This is a genomic window from Nocardioides exalbidus (genome assembly GCF_900105585.1).
GTDB classification, from domain to species: domain Bacteria; phylum Actinomycetota; class Actinomycetes; order Propionibacteriales; family Nocardioidaceae; genus Nocardioides; species Nocardioides exalbidus.
Genome location: NZ_FNRT01000002.1, coordinates 1,193,273 through 1,215,284, shown reverse-complemented (window position 1 = coordinate 1,215,284; position 22,012 = coordinate 1,193,273). Strand labels below are relative to the sequence as shown.

The following is a 22,012-nucleotide window of genomic DNA, read 5'->3' as shown; positions in this document are numbered from 1 at the left end:
TCGTCACCTCAGATCCCCCTCACGAGCTCGTGCGCGAGCAGCGGCGACCAGACCCGGAGGGCGTAGTGGCCCAGCCGGTGCGGGGCCTCGCCCTGCTCGTCCGGCAGCAGCGGGGCGGCCAGCACGTCGTAGGGGGCGGCCTCGCCCCACGCGCGCACGTGCCACTGGTCGCCGTCCTCCTTGGGGAAGCCGGTCTCGTTGAAGCGCGGCGTCACCCACTCGGCGGCGGCCTTGGTGTCGGGGTCCGCATGACCGTGCGACCCGATGGCGAACTCCTCGGCGAAGGCCAGGCTGGTCTTCACCGGCAGCGGCAGCGGCTCGCGCTGGCCGCGCTCCATGACGTCGACCAGCGAGCGCAACCGGGTGCGGGCGTCGTCGTCGGTCATCGGCGAGATCAGCGCGCGCCGGCCGGACCGTCCCCAGCGGCCGATGGTGTGGGCGGTCCAGTTCTCGTCGGGGTGACCGGCCGCCAGGGCCAGGGCGTCGAGCCAGGCGGCGAGGCGGTGCTTGGCGCCGAGGCTGGAGTAGCTCACCGCGACGAGGTTGTTGCCGAAGACGTTGCCGACGGTGCCGGTCAGCCGGCGGTCGCCGAGGTCGATGTCGACGTCGAGCGTGCGGGCCGGACCCGAGCGCAGCGGCACGGCTGCCTCGACGAGCGGGCGCACCCGCGTCACGATGTCGGTCAGCATCGCGGCGCCGAGGTCCTCCGGAGGGAGCAGCCCGCGCAGCTGCTCGGCGACCATCGCCGCCTGCGGGTCGCCGCCGGTGAGCACGTCGTGGACGAGCCGGTCGCCGACCTGCCACTTCTCCAGGCCGTCGAGCGTGATCGGCACGGCGTCCTTGGTCTCGTCGACGTCGTAGGGCGTCGTCACCCGCAGCCGGTGGCGCAGGAAGCTGCGCACCGGGTGGGCGAAGAAGTCCTGCAGGTCGCTGAGCGAGACCTCCTCGACGACCTCGGGCGCCGGGAGCGGCCCGGGCACGAGCGACCGGACGGCGGGTCGGGGCGCCCGCGCGGCCCGCGCCCCGGACAGCGCGGTGCGGTCGAAGGAGAACGGTCGCCGGTGCGCCGGGACCAGCGCGCCCGCCGTCAGGTTGGCCTCGTCGAACGGCTGGAGCGGGTGGTGCACCACGAGGCGGTCGCGGACCGGCTCGCTGCTGGTGCGGTCGAGGGTGTCGAGGAGCTCGCCGAGGGGCACGGCCGGCGGCTTGTCGTCGCCGGTGTGCTCGCCGCGGCCCGCATAGGTGATGACCAGCGTCTCCGTGGCGGCGCCGATCGCGTCGAGGAGGAGCTGGCGGTCCTCGGAGCGGATGTCGCGCTCACCGGTGAGCGGACGCCGCGCCAGCACGTCGTCGCCGTCGACCGACTCGAGCCGGGGGAAGACGCCGTCGTCGAGCCCGACGAGGCACACGACGCGGTGGGGGACCGAGCGCATCGGGACCATCGTGCAGACGGTCAGCGTGCCGGTGCGGAAGTTGCTGCGGGTCGGTCGTCCGCGCAGCCGGTGCCGGAGCAGCGCCCGCACGTCGGCGTGCCGCAGCCGGGTCTCGTGGTCGCCGACGCCCGCGGAGATCCGGGCGAGCTCGCGGTCGAACTGCGCCACCCGCCAGGCGTCGTCGGCGTCGCTCGCGGTCAGCCCGTGGACGGCCGAGCCGAGCGCCGCCGTCCAGTCGGCCACCGAGGTGGCGTCCCCGGCCGAGCGGACGAACGTGTGCAGCCGGTCGACCATCTCGACGAAGCTGCCGACCAGCTCCAGGTGGCCGTCGCCGACGTCGTCGAGCGGCAGCGTGCCGCGGACGTAGCGGTGGCCCTCGCCCGACATCGCCGCACCGAGGAGGACGCGCTGGAGACCGGTGAGCCACGTGTTGGCGTCGAGGTCGAGCCCGAACGCCGCCCGGTGGTCGTGGTCGTAGCCCCAGCGGATCGCCGCCTGGTCGACCCAGTGCGCCATCCGCTCGAGGTGGTCGTCGGTGAAGCCGAACCTGGCGCGCACCGGCTCGGTCGCAGCCAGGTCGAGCACCGCGGTCGCGGTCATCCGGCCGGCGGCGAGCTCCACCAGCTCGGCGGCGACCCCCAGCAGCGGGTTGGTCGCACCGGGCGAGCGGTCGGCCAGGCGCACCCGCAGCCGGTGGGCGGGGTGGCCGACGTCCTCGTGCGCGACGTCGGCGAGGCCGAAGCCCGCCGAGATCAGCGGCGCGTAGGTCTCGATGTCGGGGCACATCACGAGGATGTCGCGCGGCTCGAGGCCGGGGTCGTCCTGGAGGAGGCCGACCAGCACCTCCCTCAGGACGTCGACCTGACGGGCCGTGCCGTGGCAGGCGTGCACCTGCACCGACAGGTCGGTCTCGGCACGCACCCGCGACGCGAGCACCGAGGCGTCGGGCGAGCGGTTGGCCCGCAGGTCGGACTGGAGCCAGCCGAGCATCGTCGTCGGGTCGGCGTGGCCCGAGGCGTGCTGCTCGGTGGCGAGGTCGCCGAGGGTGCGGCGCAGCTCGCGGGAGTCGCGGCCGAGCGAGGCGAGCAGCGGGTGCGCGACCAGCAGCGCGGAGTCGTCGTCGGCCCGCGCCACCGGCCCGACCACCGCCGTCGGGGCGAGCGCGGACCACAGCGCCGGCGACGGCTGCGGCAGCCACAGGTGGACCTCCCGGCGCTCGCCGAGCGCACGCAGCAGCTCGACCTCGGTCACCGGCAGCCGCGTGTGGCCGAAGAGGGAGAGCCGACCGGGCAGGTCGAGCCCGTCGCCGCCGGCCTCGAGCCGCTCGAGCGTCGCGGCGTGGCGCAGGTCGGGGGCCGGCGCCTCGACGCGCTCGACCAGTCGTCGGAACAGCTCGGCCTGCCACCGCAGGTCGGGGGCCAGCGGGTTGCCGTCGCCGTCGGAGTCGTCGCCGGCGCGCCAGTCGCGGACGAGCTGCGGTCGCTGGGCGGCGTAGGACGAGAGGAGCCCGGCCAGCCGCCGGGCCACCGCGTAGCGCCGGGCCGAGCGCTCGTCGGCGGGGTCGCCGTGGCCGAGGTGGCGGCTGAGGTCCTCGAAGCCGGGCTCGTCCAGGCAGCCGTCGATGACCTCGAGCAGCGGCCAGGCCAGCCGGTCGGGGCCCCACGGGTCCTCGGCGTCGCGGTCGAGCAGCATCGCGACCAGCGAGTGGGGCGAGACGAAGTCGACGCCGGCGCACACGCCGTCGCCGCCGCGGTCCCCCACGCCGAGGCGGTGGGAGAGCCGCTGGGTCAGCCACCGCTCGACGCCGCGAGCCGGCACCACGACGACCTCGCGCGCGAACGGATCGGGCAGCGGGGTGACCAGCAGGTCCGCGAGTCCGTCGGCGAGCGCGTCGGTCCGCTCGGCGGTGTGCAGGTGCAAGGTCACGGTCGCCACCCTATGAGCGGGGACCGACATGCCGGGGCCTCTATCCCCAGGCGAGGGGAGTCGGCGAGGATCGGCGCGTGGACTACGTGTGGTGGGGAGCAGGGCTGCTCGTGCTCGCCGTCTCCACGTACGTCCTCTCCCGGGCCGCGCGGGTCCCGCTCGGCTGGCTGCCCGTCACCGCCCTGCTCCGCGCGGTCGTCCAGCTCGCCGTCGTCGCCGCCATCCTGCGGGGCGTCCTGGCCGTGCCGTGGACCGTCGCCCTCTTCGTCGTCCTGATGCTCAGCACCGCGTCGTGGACCGCGGGCTCCCGGCTCGTGGAGCTGCCGCGCGGCCACGCCATCGCCCTGACCGGAGTCCTGGCCGGTGCCGCGGTGACCCTCGTCCTCGTCTTCGCGCTGCGACTCGTCGACCTCGAGGCGCGCTACGTCGTCGCGGTCGCGGGCATCATCATCGGCAACGCGATGTCCGCCTCCACCCTGTCGGGGCGCAACTTCATGCGCGCCGCCCGTGCGCGTCGCGACGAGGTCGAGGCCTGGCTCTCCCTCGGCGCCACGCCCGTGCAGGCCTACGACGACATCGGCCGCGACGCCGCCCGCGAGGCGCTCCTGCCCAACCTCGACCAGACGCGCTCCACCGGGCTGGTCACGTTGCCGGGGGCGTTCGTCGGCGCCCTCTTCGGCGGCGCGTCGCCGGTCGTCGCCGCGCAGTTCCAGCTCGTCGTGCTCGCCGGCATCGCGCTGACGATGCTCACCACGGCGATCGTGGTGACCCGCCTCGCCGGGCGGTCGCCGTACGTCGTCCCGGACGTGGTCGCGTGAGGGCGCTCGCGCTGGTGGCCGCCGCGCTCCTCCTCACGGCGTGCGACGCGACCGCGCCGACGCCGTCGCCGGACCCGGTGCGGGTCCAGTGGGAGGAGCGGCAGCTGCCCGCCCCCGCCGGCGCGCCCGGCCGCAACGTGCTGCGCGACGCCGTCGAGTGCGGGGGCGGCTGGTGGGTCGTGGGCGCGGTCTTCCTCGACGAGCCCACCGAGACCCGCGACACCCGGCCTGCCGCGTGGTTCTCCACCGACCGCGAGACGTGGACGTCGGTGCCCGTCGACGCGCGCACCTACTGGGGCCGCCGCGCGATCCTCAACTCGATCGCCTGCTCGCGCGACCGCATCGCGGTCGTCGGCGCCCGCTCGGGCGGCGCCCACGGCAACCCCCGCGTGACGACCTTCTGGCTCGACGACGGGGCCGGCGACCAGGGCCGGCTCGTCGACGTGCCCACGACGTTCGTGCAGTACGGCGGTGTGAGCGCGACCAACGTCGGCCCGATCTCCGGTGGACCGGAGGGCTGGCTCATCGTGGGCAACCGCACCTCCGGGCCCAGTGTGTGGTTCACCGACGACCCGCGCGGGTTCACCCGCGTCGAGGCCGAGCCCGGCCTCACCGACGACGGTGATCTCGAGTCGCTCGCCCAGGCCGGCGGATGGGCCGGCGACGAGTGGGTGGCGGTCGGCGGCGGAGCGCGGACCGGCAGGCACCTCGAGCAGGCGCCGCTCGCGTGGACCTCGCCCGACGGGCTGACCTGGACGCCCGAGGAGATGCCCGACGACGACGGCGCGCAGGACGTGCACCGGGTCGCCCGGCTCGACGACGGCGACCTGCTGGCGGTCGGGCTGAGCGACGGCCGGTTCGCGGCCTGGCTCCGTCGTGCGGGAGGGGGCGGCGACGACGGCTGGACCGAGCCGGTGACCTTCGGCTCCGTCGCCGACTCCTGGACCGGGGCGCCCTACGTCGCGTCGCTCGCGATGACGCCGGCCGGGATGCTCGCGACGGTCAGCACCGGGCAGCGCTACGAGATGTGGCAGACCGACGACGGCCGCGACTGGCGGCAGGTCGACGTACCCCTGGAACCACAGACCGCCGGCGACCACACGTTGGTGGCAGCCGGCGGCGGGAGCCTGCTCGTCATCGGCGATGCCGGCGACGGCGGGCACGTGTGGATCGGGCAGCCCGAGGGCTGACCGACCCGGTCAGCCCTTGAAGACGTCCTTGATCTTCTCGCCGGCCTGCTTGAGGTTGGCGCCGGCCTGGTCGCTCTTGCCCTCGGCCTCGAGCTGCTCGTCGTCGGTCGCCTTGCCGGCCGCTTCCTTGCCCTTGCCCTTGAGCTCCTCGGCCTTGTTGCCGATCTTGTCGTCGAGTCCCATGGTGGTTCCTCCTGTGGAGTGTGTGCGGACCTGGTGGTCTCTCTTCCAACCTGCCACGCAGGTGGGTACCGAACCGCACCCGTCCGGGTGGGGGCAGACCGGACGGGGCGGTGGCTCGGTGTCAGGACCCGAGGGTCCGCGGGGGCGTCGGACCGGTGTCCGTCGCCCCGGTCCGGAGGGCCGACGGGGGAGCGGGCTGCCGCACCGGGGTGATGTGCTCGACCTCGTCCGCCCGTGAGGCGTCGATGCGCCAGATGAAGAAGCAGCCGACGATGGCAACGACCACCGCCGCGGTTCCGATCAGGATCACTGTGCCCATGCGGTTCACTTCCTTGAGGTGGGGAGGCGAAAACCTCTACAAACCTGTATAGGTTAGTTCTGCACATTGCACAAGCAGTGTCCACGAGCAGGTCCACGAGGAGCGGGATGTCGGAGCACGGGTTCAGCATCGGGACGCTCGCCGCCCGCACCGGTCTCACGCCGACCGTGCTGCGCACGTGGGAGCGCCGCTTCGGCTTCCCCGAGGGCACCCGCTCGTCGGCCGGCCACCGCAGGTTCGGCGACGTCGACGTCGAGCGGGTGCGCGAGGTCGCGGAGGCGCGGTCCGCGGGCATGTCCCTGCAGGCGGCGATCGACGCGGTCCGCCGACGCCACGAGGACGCCCCCGAGTCGGTGCACGCAGCGCTGGTCCGCGACTTCCCGCACCTCGGCGTGCAGCGCCTCGGCCGGCGCGCGCTCGTGGCGGCCTCGCAGGCGCTGGAGGACGAGTCCCTGGCCCGCGCCGACCGGCCGGTGGTGCTCGGGGCGTTCCAGGAGGGTCACCGCTATGCCGCCTCCCGCCACCGGTGGGACGAGCTGGGACGCACCGCGTCGTGGGCGGCGGTCGTCGCCGACTTCGACGACGACCATCCGGCCGACCCCTCGGCGAGCCCCGCGCGGTGCCAGCTGGCGGAGGGCTCCCCGCTGCGTCGCGAGTGGACGGTCGTCACGGTGAGCGCCGGTCTCGCAGCCGTCGTCTCGGCGTGGGAGGTGCCGCGGCCGCCCGGCGCCGAGCCCGTCTACGAGTCCGTGATCAGCAGCCAGCGACCGGTCGCGCTGGCCGCGGCGCGGGTGCTCGCCGCGGCGGCGGGCTCGGCGGGGGCACGGCCGCCGTCGGTCGTCGACCGCGTGCTCGGCGAGCAGGCGCCGACCACTGGTCCGGGCGGGGCCGACCCCGACCGGATGTGGGCGCGGGCGCTGGCCCGGCTCGACCCGGGGGCCTGAGCCGCTGGGAGCTCGTCAGTGGTTGCGGAGGGCGTCGACGAGCTCGGCCTTGGTCATCGACGAGCGACCCTCGATCTCGAGCTCGGCCGCGCGCTCGCGCAGCTCTGCCACCGTGCGGTCCTCGTAGTCGGTGGCCTCGCCGCCGCGCTCGCCGACCTTCGACCGACCCTCGGCGGCCGACGCGTTGGCGATGCGGGCCGCCTTCTCCTTGCTGGCGCCCTCGTCGCGCAGCGCCTCGTAGACCTCGTCGTCCTTGACGGACGGACCCGGACCCTTCTTCTTCTCGGCCATGGCTCCACCGTGCCAGCGGCCGCCGGGCCCGGGATCACCCTGCCGGGGGTGGGTCAGGCGGACAACCGGTCGAGGCAGTCACGCAGCTGGTCGACGGTCTTCTTCGCCAGGAGGGGGAGGTAGGCCGCGACGAGGGGCGAGGCCAGCTTCGAGGCGCCGGAGAAGTGCATCTCGGCGTGGTAGGTGATCCGGGTGGCGTCGCCGGACCGCTCGATCTCGAAGCGGTCCTCCCCGTCGAAGGAGTCGTTGCGGCCCGTCAGCAGGACGAGCCGCTCGGGCTCGAGCTGCGCGGTCGTGTAGGTGAGCTCGACCTCGCGGCCGAGGAAGCCCGAGACGTTGCGGTACGTCGTGCCGACCCCGCCGTCGCCGCTCGTCCGCTGGCAGGTCTTCGTGCCCGGGTCCCAGCCCTCCGCGTTGCGGAAGTCGGCGAGGTAGTCGAAGGCAGCCTCGGGGCTGGCGGTGGTGGCGAAGGCGCGCGTGATGGACGGCATGTGCCGACCGTAACCAGCGAGCGGGTGGGGCGGATCACCCCCAGAGACCGAAAAGCGGTTTGAGACACGAAAGTCTCATGTGAGACACTGATGTCTCACACCGGACCGAGCGCGAGGAGGCGCCGTGGCAGACCGCAACGAGATCCTGGGCGCAGCCCAGGGTGCGTTCAACGCCGACCCGGCCGCCTCGATGGCCGCCGTGGCGGAGGCGGCCGGCATCAGCCGCGCGACCCTCCACCGGCACTTCGACTCGCGCGAGGCGCTGCTCGTCGAGCTCGGCACCCGCTCGCTCGACCAGTGGGCGGGACGGCTCGACGAGGTCGACGCCGAGGCGCTCGCCGCCTCGGGTGACGCCCCCGCCATCCGGGCCGCGCTCGAGACGCTCGTCCTCGGCTACGTCGACGACGCCGACGGGTTCGGCTTCGCGCTCACCGACCACGTGATCCTCGCGAACGCCGACCTCGAGGAGCGCACGCAGGTGCTCGCCGACCGCGAGGCCGTGCTGTTCGCCGCGGCCCAGCGCGTCGGCGTCCTGCGTCCGGACCTGCCGCCGCGCTGGTTCGGCCACGCGATCTACGGCCTCCTCGTCTCCGGGCGCGAGGCCGTCCGCATCGGCGACGTCGCCCGCCGCGACGTCGGCCGCCTCGTCCTCTCCTCCCTGCTCACAGGGATCGCCCAGCCCCAGAACCAGGACAGCACGCCATGACCGACCTGATCCCCACCTCCTCGACGACCCCCGCGACCGCCTCCGACCCGCGTCGCTGGTGGGCGCTCGCCGTCCTGGCCGCCAGCCTGCTGGTGGTCGTGATGGACATGACGATCCTCAATGTCGCCCTGCCCGAGATGGCCACCGAGCTGCACCTCACCTCGGTGTCGCAGCTGTGGGTCGTGGACGCCTACGCCCTCGCGCTCGCCGGTCTCCTGATCCCGGTCACCGCGCTCGGCGACCGCTGGGGCCGCAAGCGGATGCTCATCACGGGCTACGCCGCCTTCGCGGTCGGGTCGGTCGCGATCCTGTGGGCCGACTCCGCCGCTGCGGTCATCGCGATCCGCGCGCTGCTCGGCATCGGCGGTGCGATGGTCATGCCGTCGACGCTGTCCCTGATCCGCTCCGTCTTCGCCGACGCCCGCGAGCGCACGCTCGCCCTCAGCATCTGGGGCGCCTCCGCCGCGCTCGGCGGTGCGGTCGGTCCGGTGGTCGGCGGCGCGCTGCTCGAGCACTTCAGCTGGCACTCGGCCTTCCTGGTCAACGTGCCGCTGATGGCGGTCGCGATCGTGGCCGGCGTGTGGCTGCTGCGCGAGAACCGCTCCCCGCGACCCGGCCGGATCGACGCCGTCGGCGTGCTCCTGTCCGCGGGCGGGATGACCGCGTTCGTCTACGCCGTCAAGCAGCTCGGCAAGCACGGCCCGTCGCTCCCCACGCTCGCCCTGCTGGTGCTCGGCGTCGTGATGCTCACCGCCTTCGTCCGGGCCGCGCTCGCGTCCGACCGGCCGATGCTCGACGTCCGCCTCTTCGGCAACCCGGTGCTCCGCGCCGGCGTCGTCGCGGCCCTCGCGAGCAGCGTCGCCATGGCCTCCGTCCTCTTCGTCGGCAGCCAGTGGCTGCAGCTCGTCGACGGTCGTACGCCGCTGCAGGCCGGCGTCGCGCTGCTGCCGCTCGCTGTCGGCGCCATCATCGCCTCACCGTTCGCGCCGGCGCTCGCCGAGCGCACCAGCCCGCGGATCGTGCTCGCCGGGGGCCTGCTCGTCCTGTCCGCGGGTCTCGGGCTGCTCGCGGTGCTGCCGGTGACGTACCCGTTCGTGGCCGTGGCGTTCGCCGTCGTCGGCCTCGGCACGTCCGCCCTCGGCCTCGGCTCCGCGCTGATCATGGGTGCGGCGAACGACGACCAGGCCGGCTCGGCCGCGGCCGTCGAGGAGATCACCTACGAGCTCGGCGCGGTCCTCGGCATCACCTTCCTCGGCAGCCTCGTCGGCGCGGTCTACCGCGCCGGCCTGCCGTCCGGTGCGGACGGCGCCGTGCGCGAGTCCGTCGCCGGCGCGGTCGGGGGTCCGTGGTTCGCCGACGCGGCCGACGCGTTCGTGACGGCCTTCGGCTCGGTCGGAGCCGTGGGCGCGGTGCTCACGGCGCTGGCGGCGTACGCCGTGTGGCGGCTCGTGCCGGCCGACCTCTCCCTGTCCGACGTGCACCACTGAGCCCGGCGCCCGGTCAGGCGTCGGCCCGGGCTGCGTGGTCCATCGACGCGGTGATCCCGCGCAGCAGCAGCTGAAGGGCACGCACGTCGTCGGGGGCGAGGCCGAGGTCCTCGACGATCCGGCACTGCACCGCGTCGGCGCCGGCGTGGGCCTCGCGACCGAGGTCGGTGAGCCCGACGAGGGACGACCGGCCGTCGTCGGGGTCGCGACGCCGGGTGACGAGGCCTGCGTCCTCCATCCGGCGCAGCAGCGGGGTGAGGGTGGCGTGGTCGAGCCGCATCGTCGCGGCGAGGTCCTTGATCGAGCTCTGGCCGGTGCCGCCGAGCAGCACGACGACGAGGTACTGCGGGTAGGTCAGGCCCCATTCCTCGAGCAGCGGGCGGTAGCGCTGGGTCATCGCGCGCGAGGCCGCGTAGAGGTCGAAGCACACCAGCTCGTCGAGGACGTCGTGATCGGTCACCCCTGCCCTCCCTCCGGGTGGGGCCACCTTGATCCGAGCGGTGGCCCGTGCGACGTTGTCTTGTGTACAAGACAACTGTACGCCGACCCCGAGGAGCACGCGTGTCCACCATCTCCGCGAACGACATCACCCTCAGCTACACCGACAGCGGCGGCACCGGCCGTCCGGTCGTCCTCATCCACGGCTGGCCGCTCAGTGGCGCCTCCTGGTCCGGCCAGGTGCCGGCCCTGACCGACGCCGGCTACCGCGTCGTCACCTACGACCGTCGCGGCTTCGGCGAGTCCGACAAGCCCGCCGACGGCTACGACTACGACACCTTCGCCGCTGACCTCGCCGGCCTGCTCGACGGTCTCGACCTCACCGACGCCACGATCGTCGGCTTCTCGATGGGTGGCGGTGAGGTGGCCCGCTACCTCGGCACCCACGGCTCCGGCCGGATCCGCTCGGCCGTCCTGGCCGGCGCCGTCCCGCCGTTCCTGCTGAAGACCGACGACAACCCCGACGGCGGCCTCGGCGAGGAGGACGTCGCCGGCATGGAGGAGGGCGCGCGGACCGACCGCGAGAACTTCCTCGACGGCTTCACGACGAACTTCTTCAGCGTCGACGGGGAGCTCGTGGTGACCGAGGAGCAGCGCCAGGAGGCGCTGGCTCTCGAGCAGCCCGCACGCGACGAGGCCGTCGTCGGCTGCATCGGCGCCTTCGGCCGCACGGACTTCCGCGACGACCTGGCCAAGATCGACGTACCCGTCCTCGTCATCCACGGCGACTCCGACGCGATCGTGCCCTTCGAGGTCTCGGGCAAGCGCTCGGCCGAGGCGATCGCCGACAGCACGCTGGTCGTGGTGGAGTCCGCGCCGCACGGCTTCAACGTGAGCCACCGCGACGAGTTCAACAGCGCGCTGCTGGAGTTCCTCGGGCGCTGAGCCGCGGCGTCGCGGCGTCGCCCGGTGCTACCCCATCGTGTTGATGCGGGTGGGCACGATCTGCAGGATCACCCGCTGCTGGTCGCGGCCGCCGTACCAGGGATAGGGCTGGCCGGTGTAGCGCTGCGACAGGGCCTCGATGTGGTCCACCGCGCCTTCGGTCGTGGTGGCCACCACGAGGCCCCTGATCTCGTGGTAGCGACTGGGGTTCGCGGGATCGGACACCGCCACCGCGACGCGCGGGTCCCGCGCGATGTTGCGGGTCTTCTGGTGGGTGGCGACCGTGTTGACGAGCACGTGGGCTCCCGAGGCGTCGACGTCGACCCAGGTCTGCGTCAGCTGGGGCGAACCGTCGGGCATGGTCGTGGCGACGTAGCAGGTGGCAGCCGAGCGCAGGAGGTCGAGCAGGGCGTCGTCGAGCTGCACGGCGGGGTCGGTGCTCATCCGACCATGCTCGCCCGCGGGCAGGAGGACTGCCTCCCCCCGGCGGGTGCGCCTCAGGCGGTCGCGCCGACGATCGCGGCCTCGAGCTGGTCCACGCCGAGGTGGAGGTCGTCCTCGGAGATGGTGAGCGGCGGGGCCATCCGGATGACCCCGCCGAGGCCGGGGAGCTGGACGATGTTGATGTGCAGGCCGAGCTCAAGGGCCTCAGTGGTCACCGCGCGACCGAGCGCGTCGGCGGGCGTGCGGCTCTCCTTGTCGGTGACGAGCTCGACACCCTGCAGCAGCCCGCGTCCGCGTACGTCGCCCACGCACTCGTAGCGGTCGCGCAGGTCGAGCAGGTGCTCGGACAGCGCCGCGCCGAGGTCGTGCGCGCGCTGCGCCAGGCCGTCGCGCTCGACGACGTCGAGGACCGTCAGCGCGACCGCGGCGGCGAGCGGGTCGGAGGAGTGGGTGGTGAAGAAGAGGTGGCCGCGCTCGTGGCAGCGCTCCTCGATCTCGGCGGTCGTGACGACGACCGCGACCGGCAGGCCGGCGCCGAGGGTCTTGGAGAGGGTGATGATGTCGGGCACGACGCCGTCGCGCTCGACGGCGTACATCGTGCCGGTGCGGCCCAGGCCGGTCTGCGCCTCGTCGACGACGAGCAGCATCCCGCGCTCGCGGCACTTCTCGTGGAGCGCGGCGAGGTAGCCCGGCGGCAGCTCGAGGATCCCGCCCGAGGACAGGATCGGCTCGACCAGGCAGGCCGCGAGGCTCCCCGACGACTGGCGGTCGAGGGTGGCGAAGCCGTAGTCGAGCTCGGTCCGCCAGTCGTGGCTGCCGTCGGGGTGGCGGAAGGGCGAGCGGTAGGCGTCGGGTGCCGGGAGCGTGAGGTTGCCGACCGGCGGCGGGCCGTAGCCGTGGCGCCCGGCGGAGAAGGTCGCACCCGCGGCGCCAGTGGTCATGCCGTGCCACGACCGGTCGAGCGCGACGACCTCGTAGCGTCCGGTGGCGAGCTTGGCCATCTTGATCGCGGCCTCGTTGGCCTCGCCGCCCGTGCTGAGCAGCTGCATCCGCTCGAGGTCACCGGGCAGGCTCGCCGCGAGGCGCTTGCCGAGCTCGACGACCGGGCGGCTGAGCATCCCGGAGTAGAGGTGGTCGAGCGTGGAGATCGACGTCGTGACCGTCCGCACGACCTCGGGGTGGGAGTGGCCGAGCACGGCGCTCATCTGCCCGGAGGTGAAGTCGAGGATCGCGCGGTCCTGCTCGTCGTGGACCCACGACCCTGCCGCCCGCGCGATCACCCGCGGGGTGAAGCCGCCGCCGTAGCGGATCAGGTGCCGCTCCGCGTCCTGCCAGAAGGTGTCGTCGACCATGGGGTCCTCCGCGCCGGTGGTGTGGTGGGCACACCCTGCCAAGGGAACGGCGTCCGCGCGAGGGGACCCGGCCGGCCGTGGACGTCGGGCCGGCACCGTCGGGCCGGCACCGTGGGACCGAGGGGTGGTACCTCGGGTGGAGGAACCGGGCCCCCGGGATCCCTAGGGTCGTCCCGTGATCACGACGTTCCTCATCGCGCACACCTGGCTCACGACCGTCGCCCTCGTGGCGCTGGTGGTCCTCGGCACGCCCCTCGCCGCCTGGCTCGCCACCCGCCCGCGGGCGGCGTACGTCCTCGCCGCGGTGGCTGCGCTGCCGATCGCCGTGCTGACGCTCTGGCCCACCGACCGCGACCTCCCGGTGGGGTGCGCCCAGGAGTGGTCGGTGCCGACGCTCGGCCGGGTCGAGCTGGTCGCGAACGTCGTGCTGTTCGTGGCGCCGGTGCTCTTCCTGGCCGTGGCCCTCCGGCGGCCGGTGCTCGCCGTGCTCGTCGGGAGCACGGCGTCCTTCGGGATCGAGGCGTTCCAGGCGTTCGTGACCGCGCTCGGCCGCTCGTGCTCGACCAACGACTGGCTGTCGAACACGATCGGCTCCGTGCTGGGCGGCGTGCTCGCCGCCGTCGCGCTGGCGGTCAGCCGACGTGCTGCCGGCTCCCGGCCGGCGTCCGACCCGCACGTGCGGGAGCCGCTGGCGCGCTGACGGTGGCGGCGCTCAGCCCTGCCTGGCGTCGTAGTCGCCCTGGCTCCGCTCGATCGCCGGGTTCTGCTCGATGGCCCACTCGGCCAGTGCCACGGCCGGCTCGATCAGGGTGGAGCCGGTCGAGGTGAGGGCGTACTCGACGCGAGGCGGCACCTCCGCGAAGACCTCGCGCTCGACGAGCCCGTCGCGCTCGAGCTGGCGGAGCGTGCGGGTGAGCATGCGCTGCGATATCCCGGGGATCCGCTGCTGGAGCTCGGTGAAGCGCATCCGCTCACCGTCGAGCGTCGCCACGACGAGGAGGGTCCACTTGTCGCCGATGCGATCGAGGATCCCGCGGATCGCGCGGCCGCCGTCACCGCGGATCAGGCAGGTCTTCTCATAGCTCGACATGCGTCCTCCTGTGTGCGTCAGGCACACCGGTGTGCCTTTTGCAGGGACCCCGTGAGTGCTCCACGATGGGGTTCCTTACTGATCGTAACCATTGGAGCCCACATGGACATCGCCTACTGGATCGTCGCCGGACTGCTCGCGGTCTTCTACCTCTACGCCGGTGGCACCAAGGTGGTGCAGAGCCAGGAGCAGCTTGCGCCGATGATGGCCTGGGCCGGGACCACGATCCCGATGGCCGGCGTCCGCGCGATCGGCGTGCTCGAGGTCGCCGGGGCCCTCGGGCTGGTGCTGCCCCGGCTCACCGGCGTGCTGCCCGGGCTGGCGGTCGCCGCGGCCATCGGCCTCACGGTGCTGCAGGTGCTGGCACTCGGCTTCCACGCCTCGCGCGGGGAGACCAAGGACCTCTGGCTCAACGGCGTGCTCGTCGTCGTCGGGGCCGTGGCCGTCTGGCTCGCCGTCGCGACCGCCTAGCGGTCGGGATCGACGACCAGCTCGACCTCGACCTCGTCGCCGGCTCCCCGACCTGTCTTCTTGCGGGTCTCGGCGTTGAACGAGACGAGGTAGCGACCGCCCATCACGCCGATCGTCGTCGCGTAGGTGTAGTCGCCGTCGATCGTCACGACGACGGGCACCCGCTTGCCGCGCTCGAACGCGAGCACGACCTCCTCGGGGACGACGATGCCGACGTTGTTGCCGCCGGTGGCCTCGAGCACGGTGCGGAAGACGGCCATCTCGGTCCTTCGGGGTCGGGAGAACGTGTCGGTGGAGAGCCTAGATCCCTAGAGTCGGGCCATGGCTCGCTACGGCGCTCAGTTCGGACCGGACATCACCTTCCTCGGCGTCCCCGCCTGCGACCTCGACGACGCGTCGACGTACGACGACGCGGACGTCGTCATCCTCGGCGCCCCCTTCGACGGCGGGACGTCGCACCGGCCGGGCACGCGGTTCGGCCCACAGGCGATCCGGATGACCGACTACCTCCCGCACGACGGCTCCCGGCCCTCGCTCGCGCTGCGCACCGACGGGCTGCAGGACCTCACGGTCTACGACGCGGGCGACGTCGAGCTGCCGCCCGGCGACATCGAGACCACGCTCGGCCGGCTCGAGGCGGCGGTGGAGAAGGTGACCCGGTCGGGCGCGATCCCGGTCGTGCTCGGCGGCGACCACTCCATCGCGTACCCCGACGCCCAGGGCGTCGCCAACGTCCTGGGCCACGGGCGGGTCTCGATGATCCACTTCGACGCCCACGCCGACACCGGCGACATCGAGTTCGGCTCGCTGTGGGGCCACGGCCAGCCGATGCGCCGGCTGATCGAGTCCGGCGCGCTGCGCGGCGACCGGTTCCTCCAGGTCGGGCTGCGCGGCTACTGGCCCGGGCCCGAGACCCTCGACTGGATGGCCGCCGAGAGGATGCGGTCCTACGAGATGACCGAGATCGTCCACCGCGGCCTGCAGGAGTGCCTCACCGAGGCCTTCGGCATCGCGACCGACGAGTGCGAGGGCGTCTTCCTCTCCGTCGACATCGACGTGTGCGACCCCGGCCACGCCCCCGGCACCGGGACGCCGGAGCCCGGCGGCCTGTCCGCCCGCGAGCTGCTCGACTCGGTCCGCCGGATCTGCCTCGAGCTGCCGGTCGTCGGCGTCGACGTGGTCGAGGTCAGCCCGCCCTACGACCACGCCGACATCACCGCCGCCCTCGCCAACCGGGTCGTCCTCGAGGCGCTCTCCGCGATCGCCCGCAGGCGGCTGGACGAGCGCGACGGCACGACCTGGGACCCGTCCCGGCCGTTGCTGGACCGCCCGTGACCGTTACCGAACAGTCGGGTTGGCAGACCGCTGGATGACAGCGTGACTGTTCGGTAGCGCGGGTCCGGAGGCCGTCGACGCCGTGCACGACGGCCGCGTCGTAGTAGGCCAGCGCTCCATCGCGATCGAGCACGCCATCCCCGACGGGATTCCGGCACGATGTCGAGAACCCGGATGCTGCTCCGTCCCCGGAGCGAAGCGGTCATCCGGACCGCCACCTCCCGAGGAGCACGTCATGGGCACCATCACCGTCGACCAGATCGTCACCGCCGACGGCTTCGCCGCCGAGTCCGACGGGGGGCTGTCGTTCTTCGGCGCCTTCGACCCCGCGCTGGCCGAGGACGGCCGCACCGACCACGGCCAGCTCGCCTGGCTCGAGACGGTGGACGCGATGCTGCTGGGGCGGCGGACCTACGAGATGTTCAGCAGCTACTGGCCGACGCCGGCCTCTGACGGCGACGAGGTCGCCGGCTGGATCAACGCTGCGCCCAAGCACGTCGTCAGCAGCACGCTCGACGCAGCGCCCTGGGGCGACCACCCCGCCGCCGAGCTCCACCGCGACCCGGTCGCGGCCGTCGCTGACCTGCGCGAGCGCTACGGCTCGGTCGTCGTCTGGGGCAGCCTCGACCTCACCGACGCCCTCTTCACGGCCGGCGAGGTCGACGTGCTGAGGCTGCGCACGGTGCCGGTCGTGATCGGCTCGGGTCGCTCGTTCGTCCCGGCCTCCCTCGGCTCGCAGCGGCTCGCGCTGGACGGCTCGACGACGCAGGTCACGGGCCACGTCGCGACGTCGTACCGCGTGCTGCGCTGAGGCCTCAGGCCGCCGGTCCCTCCACCGCGGTCTCGACCGAGCCCGGCTCGATGAAGAAGTTGTCGCGGAAGAGGCCGGTCGGGTCGAAGCGGCGCTTGAGCTCGCGGAGCCGGGCGAGGTGCGCGGGCGGGAAGGCGCGCTCGACCCACTGCGGCCCGATGCCGGTCTCGAAGCTGAGGTAGCTGCCCGACAGGTGCGGCACCAGCCGCTCCCACGCCTCGTCGAAGCGGCTGCTCGCGCCGAACCCGGAGAGCGAGAAGTTGGCGCTGCGCCCGGCGTAGGCCGTCGCCTCGCTCGGCACGTCGCCGACCGCGCCGCCGACCGCGCGGATCGAGAAGAAGTACGACGCCCCCGCGTCGAGGAGTGCGGCCACCTCGGCCGAGAGCTCGGGCGTGAAGTGGTCGGCGAGCCCGGAGTGGGTGTGCGGGTCGCCCTGGCCACGCTGCGGTCCGTCGCTGCTGAAGAGCCCCATCACCTGGTCGTACGTCGCCAGCGCGACGTTCTGCTGGACGAGCGGGGCGACCTCGGCGATCGGCTGCAGCCGCTCGACGACGGTCTCGGGGTCGTCGGAGTCGACGACCAGCATGGCCTGCGCGATCCGCTGGCCGCCCTGCCGCTGGCCGAGGATCACCTGGCCGGTGACGGACCGGTCGGCGGCCTCGATCGCGGCACCCCACGCCTCGAGGAAGGCGGCGGTGTCGCTCGCGTCGAAGGCGAGCTGGGCGAAGGCGATCGTGCCGACCTTGGCCGCGGTGAGCTCGAAGGAGGTCGCCACGCCGAAGTTGGGGCCCGCGCCGCGGACGCCCCAGAAGAGGTCGGGCTCCTCGTCGGCGCTCGCGCGGACGACCCGGCCGTCGGCGAGCACCACCTCGACGGCGGTGAGGTGGTCGATCGTCAGGCCGTGCTCACGGGCGAACCACCCGACCCCGCCGGCCGTCGCGAGGCCGCCGACCCCCACGCCGCCGTAGTCGCCGCTGCTGATCGCGAGGCCGTGCGGGGCCAGGGCCCGGGCCACCTCGGTCCAGGTGGCGCCCGGCCCGACGCGGACCGTGCCGACCCCGGGGTCGAGCACCTCGACGGTGTCGAGCGCGCTCACGTCGATGACGAGGCCGCCGCGGTTGAGCGAGCGGCCGGAGATCCCGTGCCCGGCGCTGAGGATGCCGAGCGGCACGTCGCGGTGCTCGCGGGCGACCGCGACCGCGGCCTGCACGTCCGCGACGCTCCCCGCGCGCAGCACCAGGCCGGGCGAGCCGCCGCGCAGGTAGCCGGAGCGGTAGCGGGAGTACGCCCGGTCGCCGGGCTCGACGGCCTTCTCGGCCAGCGACGCCGGGAGGTCGTCGTACGCGATCCCGGGGTGCCGCTTGGCGAGCGCCGCCGGTCCGCGGACCCGCGAGCGCTCCTGCGTGCCGCTGGCGGAGCGCGCCTCGGCCACCCGCTCGTGCACCTCGGCGAAGAGGCCGGCGAAGGCGCGCAGGCCACCCTCGTCGTCACCCATCACGATGAAGGTGCTCACCCCGTCCTCGACCGCGAACCGGACCAGGTCGTCGGCGCTCGCCTCGGCGCCCACGTTGAGCAGCCGGGTGATCTCGGCCGGGTCGCGACCCGCGCCGCGCGCGGCCTCGTCGATCACCTGCATGCCGCGCTGGAGGTCGCCGGGCTGGAGGTACGGCAGCGACGGCAGCCAGCCGTCGGCCGAGCGGCCGATGAGCCGCTGCATGCGGGGCTTGAGGGCGCCGAGCCAGATGGGCACGGGGTGGGCGGGGGCAGGGCCGCGCTTCGCTCCGCGCACGTGATGGTGCTGGCCGGCGACCGCGAGCACCGAGTGGTCGTCGGTGGCCCAGATGCCGCGGATGACCTCGATCGCCTCGGCGAGCGCATCGACCGACTCACCCGGGGTGAGCCGTCCGCCACCGTAGGCCTCGATCGCGTCCCAGAAGCCACCCGCGCCGAGGCCGAGCGCGACCCGGCCGCCGGAGAGCAGGTCGAGGCTGGCGACCGACTTGGCCAGCACGGCCGGCTGGCGGAGGGGGAGGTTGAGCACGTTGCCCGACAGGTGGATCCGGTCGGTGCGCGCGGCGGCGTACGACATCAGGGTCCAGGTGTCGAGGAAGGACGGCTGGTAGGGGTGGTCCTGGAAGGTGGCCAGGTCGTAGCCGAGCTCCTCGCTCAGGACGGTCAGCTCGACCGGTCGCTGGGGCGAGGCGGCGGTGGGCGTGAGGAACGAGCCGAAGCGCAGGGGGTGGCCGTAGTCGGGCATGGCTCAAGGATCCGTCGCTCCGACGACCCCGGACAAGTCGGGGTAAGTGGGTTACTCTGGGTAAGTGACCACGACCCGACCCGCCCTCATCGACGACGCGACCTGCCGCGAGGCGACCCCGGTGCTGGAGTTCGTCGGGAGGCGCTGGACCGGCGCGATCATGCTCGCCCTCGGCCGCGGTGCGTCCCGGTTCGGCGAGGTCGAGGCAGCTGTCGACGGCCTCTCCGCCCGGCTGCTCACCGCCCGGCTGCGCGAGCTCGCGGCCCACGGGATCGTCGAGCGCGAGGTGATCCCGACGACCCCGGTGCAGGTGCGCTACCGGCTCACCGAGCGGGGCAGCGACCTGCTCGCCGCCCTCCAGCCGTTGATGGCCTACCAGCTGCGCTGGGGCCACTGAGCCCCGGACATCCGGTGCCGGTCGCCGGTGTCGGTCGCCGGTGGCAGGGTGTGTGCCGTGGCCCTCGCCGACCGACCGCTCGTGCCCGAGGAGTGGGTGCTGCGCATCGACGCGGTGCTGGGCGCGCTGCCCCGCTGCCGGCAGGAGGCGGCGTGGACCGGCACCCGGTGGCGCGTCGGGAGCGCGACCGTGGCGCACGTCTTCGGGGGCGAGGACCAGGTCTTCCGGATCACCTTCCGCGGCGAGCCCGACGAGGTCGCAGCCTTCGAGCACATGGGTCCGCCCTACTTCCGCTCCGGCTGGGGCGGCAACGCGATCGGCATCGTCCTCGACGACGACACCGACTGGGACGAGCTCGCCGAGATGCTCACCGACTCCTACTGCATCCAGGCCCCGGCGAGCCTCGCCGAGCAGGTCGCCCGGCCCCCGGGGTAGCCCGACGGCTCGGGGGGTCAGACCCAGTGGTTGTCGTGCTCGGCCATGAACCGGTCGTGGGCGTCGCCGTCGAGGTCGCCGAGCCCGGCGGCCAGGCCCTCGAAGTACGCCTCGCGGGGAGCGCCCGGGGCGAAGTGCAGCAGCATCTTCGCCGCGCCGTCCTCGTTGCGGAAGCCGTGGATCCCGCCGGCCGGGACGTGGGCGAAGTCGCCCGCGCCGCACTTCACCCAGTCGGTGCCGTCGAAGATCGTGACGATCCCCTCGAGGACGTAGAAGGACTCGGTGATCGTGCGGTGGAAGTGCGGGTCGGGACCGCTGCGCGGCCCGGCGAACTCCCACCGGTAGAGGCCGAACGTGCCCTGGGTCCCGCTGCCCAGGGCGAGGTGGAAGACCTTGTTGCCGTTGGGGTAGACGACCGCCGGCTCGATCCCCGCCCGCACCACGCGCGCGGAGACCTCGCCGGACTCGCCGTCGTAGAGCGGAGGCGGGTAGGACATCAGGGGGCCGACCCCTCGTAGGCATCCTGGATCTCGTCCGGGGAGGCGGTGTTGAACTGGTTGATCCGGATCTGGTTGCCGAACGGGTCGCGGATGCCGAAGTCGGTGCCGTAGGGCTGGGTCACCGGCTCCTGGGTGATCTCGACGCCGGCGTCGCGGAGCGCGGCGTAGGTCGCGTGCACGTCGGTGCTGATCAGGAACAGCCCGCCGAGCGCGCCCTTGGTGACGAGCTCGCGCACCTGGGCGGCGGTGTCGTCGTCGTGCTGGGGGCCGCCGACGAGCTCGAGGAGGATCGAGGTGTCCTGGCCGGGGACGCCGACGGTGAGCCAGCGCATGAAGCCCATGTCGATGTCGTCGCGCACCTCGAAGCCGAGGTGGGTCGTGTAGAAGTCGAGCGCCTCGTCCTGGTCGAGGACGGGCACGGAGCGGATGTGGAGGGAGGAGATGTGGTTGTCGGTCATGACGATGACGCTATTCGGCGCCGACCTCCTCCCGCTTCTCCGAAACGACTGTCCCCGCCGAGGACGACGTGCGCGGCCGCGTCCACGCCGCGATGAAGCACGACGGCACGGCGATCGGCGGGTGCTGGGCGCGGAACTCGCTGGGCGAGCAGCCGACGATGTTGCTGAACGTGCGGCTGAAGGTGCCGAGGCTGGCGAAGCCGACGTCCCAGGCGACGTCGGTGATCGGCCGGTCGGTCTGGCGCAGCAGCGTCATCGCCCGCTCGACGCGGCGGCGCTGGAGGTAGCGGTGCGGGGTCTCGCCGTAGACCTCCTTGAACACCCGCCCGAACTGCGAGGCGGACAGGTGCGCGATCGCCGCCAGTGTCGGCACGTCGAGGGGCTCGGCGTAGCGCCGGTCCATCTCGTCGCGGGCGCGCAGCATCCGGCGGTTGGTGTCCTCGCGCGCGCTGAGCTCCACGGGGGTGACGCTAGCCGGTGGGTACGACGACCGGGCGCGGACGCGGGAGGGCGGGTCAGCGCCGCGGCGGGCGGGGGAAGAACAGCGGGACGCGGTCGGCGTACTCGCTCCAGCCCTCGCGCTGCGACATCGTCTGCTCGAGCAGCTTGGCGCCGGTCACGTTGCGGATGAAGAAGGTCATCGCGATCGGCGCGAAGACGGTGACCAGGCCCGGGACCCAGCCCAGCGACACGGCGCCGGCGATCCAGAGGCCCCACCACACGCACGCGTCGCCGAAGTAGTTCGGGTGGCGGGTCCAGCCCCACAGGCCGGTGTCGAGGATCTTCGGCCGGGACTCGCGCGGCTTCGCCTTGTAGGCCGCGAGCTGCCGGTCGCCGACGACCTCGAAGAACAGGCCGACGGCCCAGACGAGCACGCCGAGCCAGACCACGGGCCACCACTGCACGTCCGCGATGGCGGCCGCCTGGAGCGGCGCGGAGATGATGAAGGCGACGACGGCCTGGGTGAGGAAGACGCGGACGACGACCTTCGCCGCCCCGGCGTGCCAGCCGGGACCGCCGAGCATCTTCTCGTAGCGCGGGTCCTCGCCGGCGCCGTGCGAGCGGCGCGCGATGTGCCAAGCCAGCCGCCCGCCCCAGATCGTGACGAGGAGGGCGAGCAGCCACGAGTGGCCGTCGGGCCAGACGAGCGCCAGCACGATCGCGATCGCGACGAAGGACGACCCCCAGGCGACGTCGACGACCGCGACGCGGTCCTGCCGCTTGCTCACCGCCGCCGTCACCCCCATGACGCCGGCGGCGGCGAGCAGCGCGACGAGCACCTGGATCACGG

27 protein-coding genes are annotated in these 22,012 nt (G+C 73.5%); 12 read left to right on the top strand and 15 right to left on the bottom strand.

Annotated features, from left to right (window positions below; genetic code table 11):
* Nucleotides 1-8: 8 nt before the first annotated feature.
* Nucleotides 9-3,359 (bottom strand): exodeoxyribonuclease V subunit gamma, encoded by a 3,351-nt coding sequence (recC, locus tag BLV76_RS06170; RefSeq protein WP_090972397.1) that lies wholly within the window; start codon nucleotides 3,357-3,359, stop codon nucleotides 9-11.
* A 77-nt stretch (nucleotides 3,360-3,436) separates the two neighbouring features.
* Here recC and BLV76_RS06165 point away from each other — a divergent pair, with 77 nt between their 5' ends.
* On the top strand, nucleotides 3,437-4,177 hold the full coding sequence (locus BLV76_RS06165; RefSeq protein WP_090968341.1) for an ABC transporter permease: 741 nt from the start codon (nucleotides 3,437-3,439) through the stop codon (nucleotides 4,175-4,177).
* On the top strand, nucleotides 4,174-5,367 hold the full coding sequence (locus tag BLV76_RS06160; RefSeq protein ID WP_090968340.1) for a hypothetical protein: 1,194 nt from the start codon (nucleotides 4,174-4,176) through the stop codon (nucleotides 5,365-5,367). The genes BLV76_RS06165 and BLV76_RS06160 overlap by 4 nt, the downstream gene beginning before the upstream one ends.
* A 9-nt stretch (nucleotides 5,368-5,376) precedes the next feature.
* Here the strand turns inward: BLV76_RS06160 and BLV76_RS06155 are convergent, their stop codons facing one another.
* Together BLV76_RS06155 and BLV76_RS06150 are read right to left on the bottom strand one after the other, a co-directional pair.
* On the bottom strand, nucleotides 5,377-5,550 hold the full coding sequence (locus BLV76_RS06155) for a CsbD family protein (RefSeq protein WP_090968339.1): 174 nt from the start codon (nucleotides 5,548-5,550) through the stop codon (nucleotides 5,377-5,379).
* Between the two features lie 121 nt (nucleotides 5,551-5,671).
* Nucleotides 5,672-5,869 (bottom strand): hypothetical protein, encoded by a 198-nt coding sequence (locus BLV76_RS06150; RefSeq protein ID WP_090968338.1) that lies wholly within the window; start codon nucleotides 5,867-5,869, stop codon nucleotides 5,672-5,674.
* 107 nt (nucleotides 5,870-5,976) lie between these two features.
* Between BLV76_RS06150 and BLV76_RS06145 the strand changes: the two genes are divergently transcribed.
* Nucleotides 5,977-6,813, top strand: coding sequence for a DICT sensory domain-containing protein (locus BLV76_RS06145; protein ID WP_090968337.1), 837 nt, complete (start codon nucleotides 5,977-5,979; stop codon nucleotides 6,811-6,813).
* A 15-nt stretch (nucleotides 6,814-6,828) separates the two neighbouring features.
* Here BLV76_RS06145 and BLV76_RS06140 read toward each other — a convergent pair whose 3' ends face one another.
* Both BLV76_RS06140 and BLV76_RS06135 read right to left on the bottom strand, forming a co-directional pair.
* On the bottom strand, nucleotides 6,829-7,104 hold the full coding sequence (locus BLV76_RS06140; RefSeq protein ID WP_090968336.1) for a DUF7218 family protein: 276 nt from the start codon (nucleotides 7,102-7,104) through the stop codon (nucleotides 6,829-6,831).
* 53 nt (nucleotides 7,105-7,157) lie between these two features.
* The gene (locus BLV76_RS06135) at nucleotides 7,158-7,595 is read right to left on the bottom strand and encodes an SRPBCC family protein (protein WP_090968335.1); all 438 of its coding nucleotides are present in this window, start codon (nucleotides 7,593-7,595) and stop codon (nucleotides 7,158-7,160) included.
* A gap of 124 nt (nucleotides 7,596-7,719) precedes the next feature.
* On the opposite strand from BLV76_RS06135, the gene BLV76_RS06130 reads away from it, so the two are divergent.
* Nucleotides 7,720-8,301, top strand: a complete 582-nt coding sequence (locus tag BLV76_RS06130) for a TetR/AcrR family transcriptional regulator (protein WP_217630277.1) — start codon at nucleotides 7,720-7,722, stop codon at nucleotides 8,299-8,301.
* Nucleotides 8,298-9,788 (top strand): MFS transporter, encoded by a 1,491-nt coding sequence (locus tag BLV76_RS06125; RefSeq protein WP_090968334.1) that lies wholly within the window; start codon nucleotides 8,298-8,300, stop codon nucleotides 9,786-9,788. The genes BLV76_RS06130 and BLV76_RS06125 overlap by 4 nt, the downstream gene beginning before the upstream one ends.
* Before the next feature lie 13 nt (nucleotides 9,789-9,801).
* Here BLV76_RS06125 and BLV76_RS06120 read toward each other — a convergent pair whose 3' ends face one another.
* Nucleotides 9,802-10,248 (bottom strand): MarR family winged helix-turn-helix transcriptional regulator, encoded by a 447-nt coding sequence (locus BLV76_RS06120; RefSeq protein WP_090968333.1) that lies wholly within the window; start codon nucleotides 10,246-10,248, stop codon nucleotides 9,802-9,804.
* Nucleotides 10,249-10,349: 101 nt separating this feature from the next.
* Here BLV76_RS06120 and BLV76_RS06115 point away from each other — a divergent pair, with 101 nt between their 5' ends.
* Nucleotides 10,350-11,171, top strand: coding sequence for an alpha/beta fold hydrolase (locus BLV76_RS06115; protein WP_217630276.1), 822 nt, complete (start codon nucleotides 10,350-10,352; stop codon nucleotides 11,169-11,171).
* A 27-nt stretch (nucleotides 11,172-11,198) separates the two neighbouring features.
* Here the strand turns inward: BLV76_RS06115 and BLV76_RS06110 are convergent, their stop codons facing one another.
* Nucleotides 11,199-11,615: a PPOX class F420-dependent oxidoreductase gene (locus BLV76_RS06110; RefSeq protein ID WP_217630275.1), complete on the bottom strand. Its 417-nt coding sequence runs from the start codon at nucleotides 11,613-11,615 to the stop codon at nucleotides 11,199-11,201.
* A gap of 53 nt (nucleotides 11,616-11,668) precedes the next feature.
* Complete coding sequence (locus tag BLV76_RS06105; RefSeq protein ID WP_090968332.1) at nucleotides 11,669-12,967, bottom strand: aspartate aminotransferase family protein; 1,299 nt, start codon at nucleotides 12,965-12,967, stop codon at nucleotides 11,669-11,671.
* A gap of 175 nt (nucleotides 12,968-13,142) precedes the next feature.
* Between BLV76_RS06105 and BLV76_RS06100 the strand changes: the two genes are divergently transcribed.
* The gene (locus BLV76_RS06100; RefSeq protein WP_090968331.1) at nucleotides 13,143-13,667 is read left to right on the top strand and encodes a VanZ family protein; all 525 of its coding nucleotides are present in this window, start codon (nucleotides 13,143-13,145) and stop codon (nucleotides 13,665-13,667) included.
* Nucleotides 13,668-13,679: 12 nt separating this feature from the next.
* On the opposite strand, the gene BLV76_RS06095 is transcribed toward BLV76_RS06100, so the two are convergent.
* Nucleotides 13,680-14,057, bottom strand: coding sequence for a winged helix-turn-helix transcriptional regulator (locus BLV76_RS06095; RefSeq protein WP_090968330.1), 378 nt, complete (start codon nucleotides 14,055-14,057; stop codon nucleotides 13,680-13,682).
* A gap of 102 nt (nucleotides 14,058-14,159) precedes the next feature.
* On the opposite strand from BLV76_RS06095, the gene BLV76_RS06090 reads away from it, so the two are divergent.
* Nucleotides 14,160-14,528, top strand: coding sequence for a DoxX family protein (locus BLV76_RS06090; RefSeq protein WP_090968329.1), 369 nt, complete (start codon nucleotides 14,160-14,162; stop codon nucleotides 14,526-14,528).
* Here BLV76_RS06090 and BLV76_RS06085 read toward each other — a convergent pair.
* On the bottom strand, nucleotides 14,525-14,788 hold the full coding sequence (locus BLV76_RS06085; RefSeq protein WP_090968328.1) for a DUF1905 domain-containing protein: 264 nt from the start codon (nucleotides 14,786-14,788) through the stop codon (nucleotides 14,525-14,527). The genes BLV76_RS06090 and BLV76_RS06085 overlap by 4 nt on opposite strands.
* Nucleotides 14,789-14,849: 61 nt before the next feature.
* Between BLV76_RS06085 and speB the strand changes: the two genes are divergently transcribed.
* Together speB and BLV76_RS06075 are read left to right on the top strand one after the other, a co-directional pair.
* Complete coding sequence (gene speB / locus BLV76_RS06080) at nucleotides 14,850-15,863, top strand: agmatinase (protein WP_090968327.1); 1,014 nt, start codon at nucleotides 14,850-14,852, stop codon at nucleotides 15,861-15,863.
* A gap of 235 nt (nucleotides 15,864-16,098) precedes the next feature.
* Nucleotides 16,099-16,674 carry a dihydrofolate reductase family protein gene (locus tag BLV76_RS06075; RefSeq protein ID WP_090968326.1) on the top strand — a complete coding sequence of 192 codons (576 nt, stop codon included), beginning with the start codon at nucleotides 16,099-16,101 and terminating at the stop codon, nucleotides 16,672-16,674.
* A 4-nt stretch (nucleotides 16,675-16,678) separates the two neighbouring features.
* On the opposite strand, the gene BLV76_RS06070 is transcribed toward BLV76_RS06075, so the two are convergent.
* Entirely contained in the window at nucleotides 16,679-18,931 is a 2,253-nt protein-coding gene (locus tag BLV76_RS06070) for an LLM class flavin-dependent oxidoreductase (protein WP_090968325.1), read from the bottom strand.
* 64 nt (nucleotides 18,932-18,995) lie between these two features.
* Between BLV76_RS06070 and BLV76_RS06065 the strand changes: the two genes are divergently transcribed.
* The gene (locus tag BLV76_RS06065; protein ID WP_217630274.1) at nucleotides 18,996-19,328 is read left to right on the top strand and encodes a winged helix-turn-helix transcriptional regulator; all 333 of its coding nucleotides are present in this window, start codon (nucleotides 18,996-18,998) and stop codon (nucleotides 19,326-19,328) included.
* 57 nt (nucleotides 19,329-19,385) lie between these two features.
* On the top strand, nucleotides 19,386-19,763 hold the full coding sequence (locus BLV76_RS06060) for an MmcQ/YjbR family DNA-binding protein (RefSeq protein WP_245734565.1): 378 nt from the start codon (nucleotides 19,386-19,388) through the stop codon (nucleotides 19,761-19,763).
* Between the two features lie 17 nt (nucleotides 19,764-19,780).
* On the opposite strand, the gene BLV76_RS06055 is transcribed toward BLV76_RS06060, so the two are convergent.
* The 4 genes from BLV76_RS06055 to BLV76_RS06040 are packed head-to-tail and all read right to left on the bottom strand — an operon-like array spanning nucleotide 19,781 to nucleotide 22,010.
* Nucleotides 19,781-20,260: a cupin domain-containing protein gene (locus tag BLV76_RS06055; RefSeq protein WP_090968324.1), complete on the bottom strand. Its 480-nt coding sequence runs from the start codon at nucleotides 20,258-20,260 to the stop codon at nucleotides 19,781-19,783.
* Nucleotides 20,260-20,721 (bottom strand): VOC family protein, encoded by a 462-nt coding sequence (locus BLV76_RS06050; protein ID WP_090968323.1) that lies wholly within the window; start codon nucleotides 20,719-20,721, stop codon nucleotides 20,260-20,262. The genes BLV76_RS06055 and BLV76_RS06050 overlap by 1 nt, the downstream gene beginning before the upstream one ends.
* A gap of 10 nt (nucleotides 20,722-20,731) precedes the next feature.
* Nucleotides 20,732-21,181 carry a helix-turn-helix domain-containing protein gene (locus BLV76_RS06045; protein WP_245734564.1) on the bottom strand — a complete coding sequence of 150 codons (450 nt, stop codon included), beginning with the start codon at nucleotides 21,179-21,181 and terminating at the stop codon, nucleotides 20,732-20,734.
* Nucleotides 21,182-21,236: 55 nt separating this feature from the next.
* Complete coding sequence (locus BLV76_RS06040; protein ID WP_245734563.1) at nucleotides 21,237-22,010, bottom strand: DUF1295 domain-containing protein; 774 nt, start codon at nucleotides 22,008-22,010, stop codon at nucleotides 21,237-21,239.
* Between the last annotated feature and the right edge of the window lie 2 nt (nucleotides 22,011-22,012).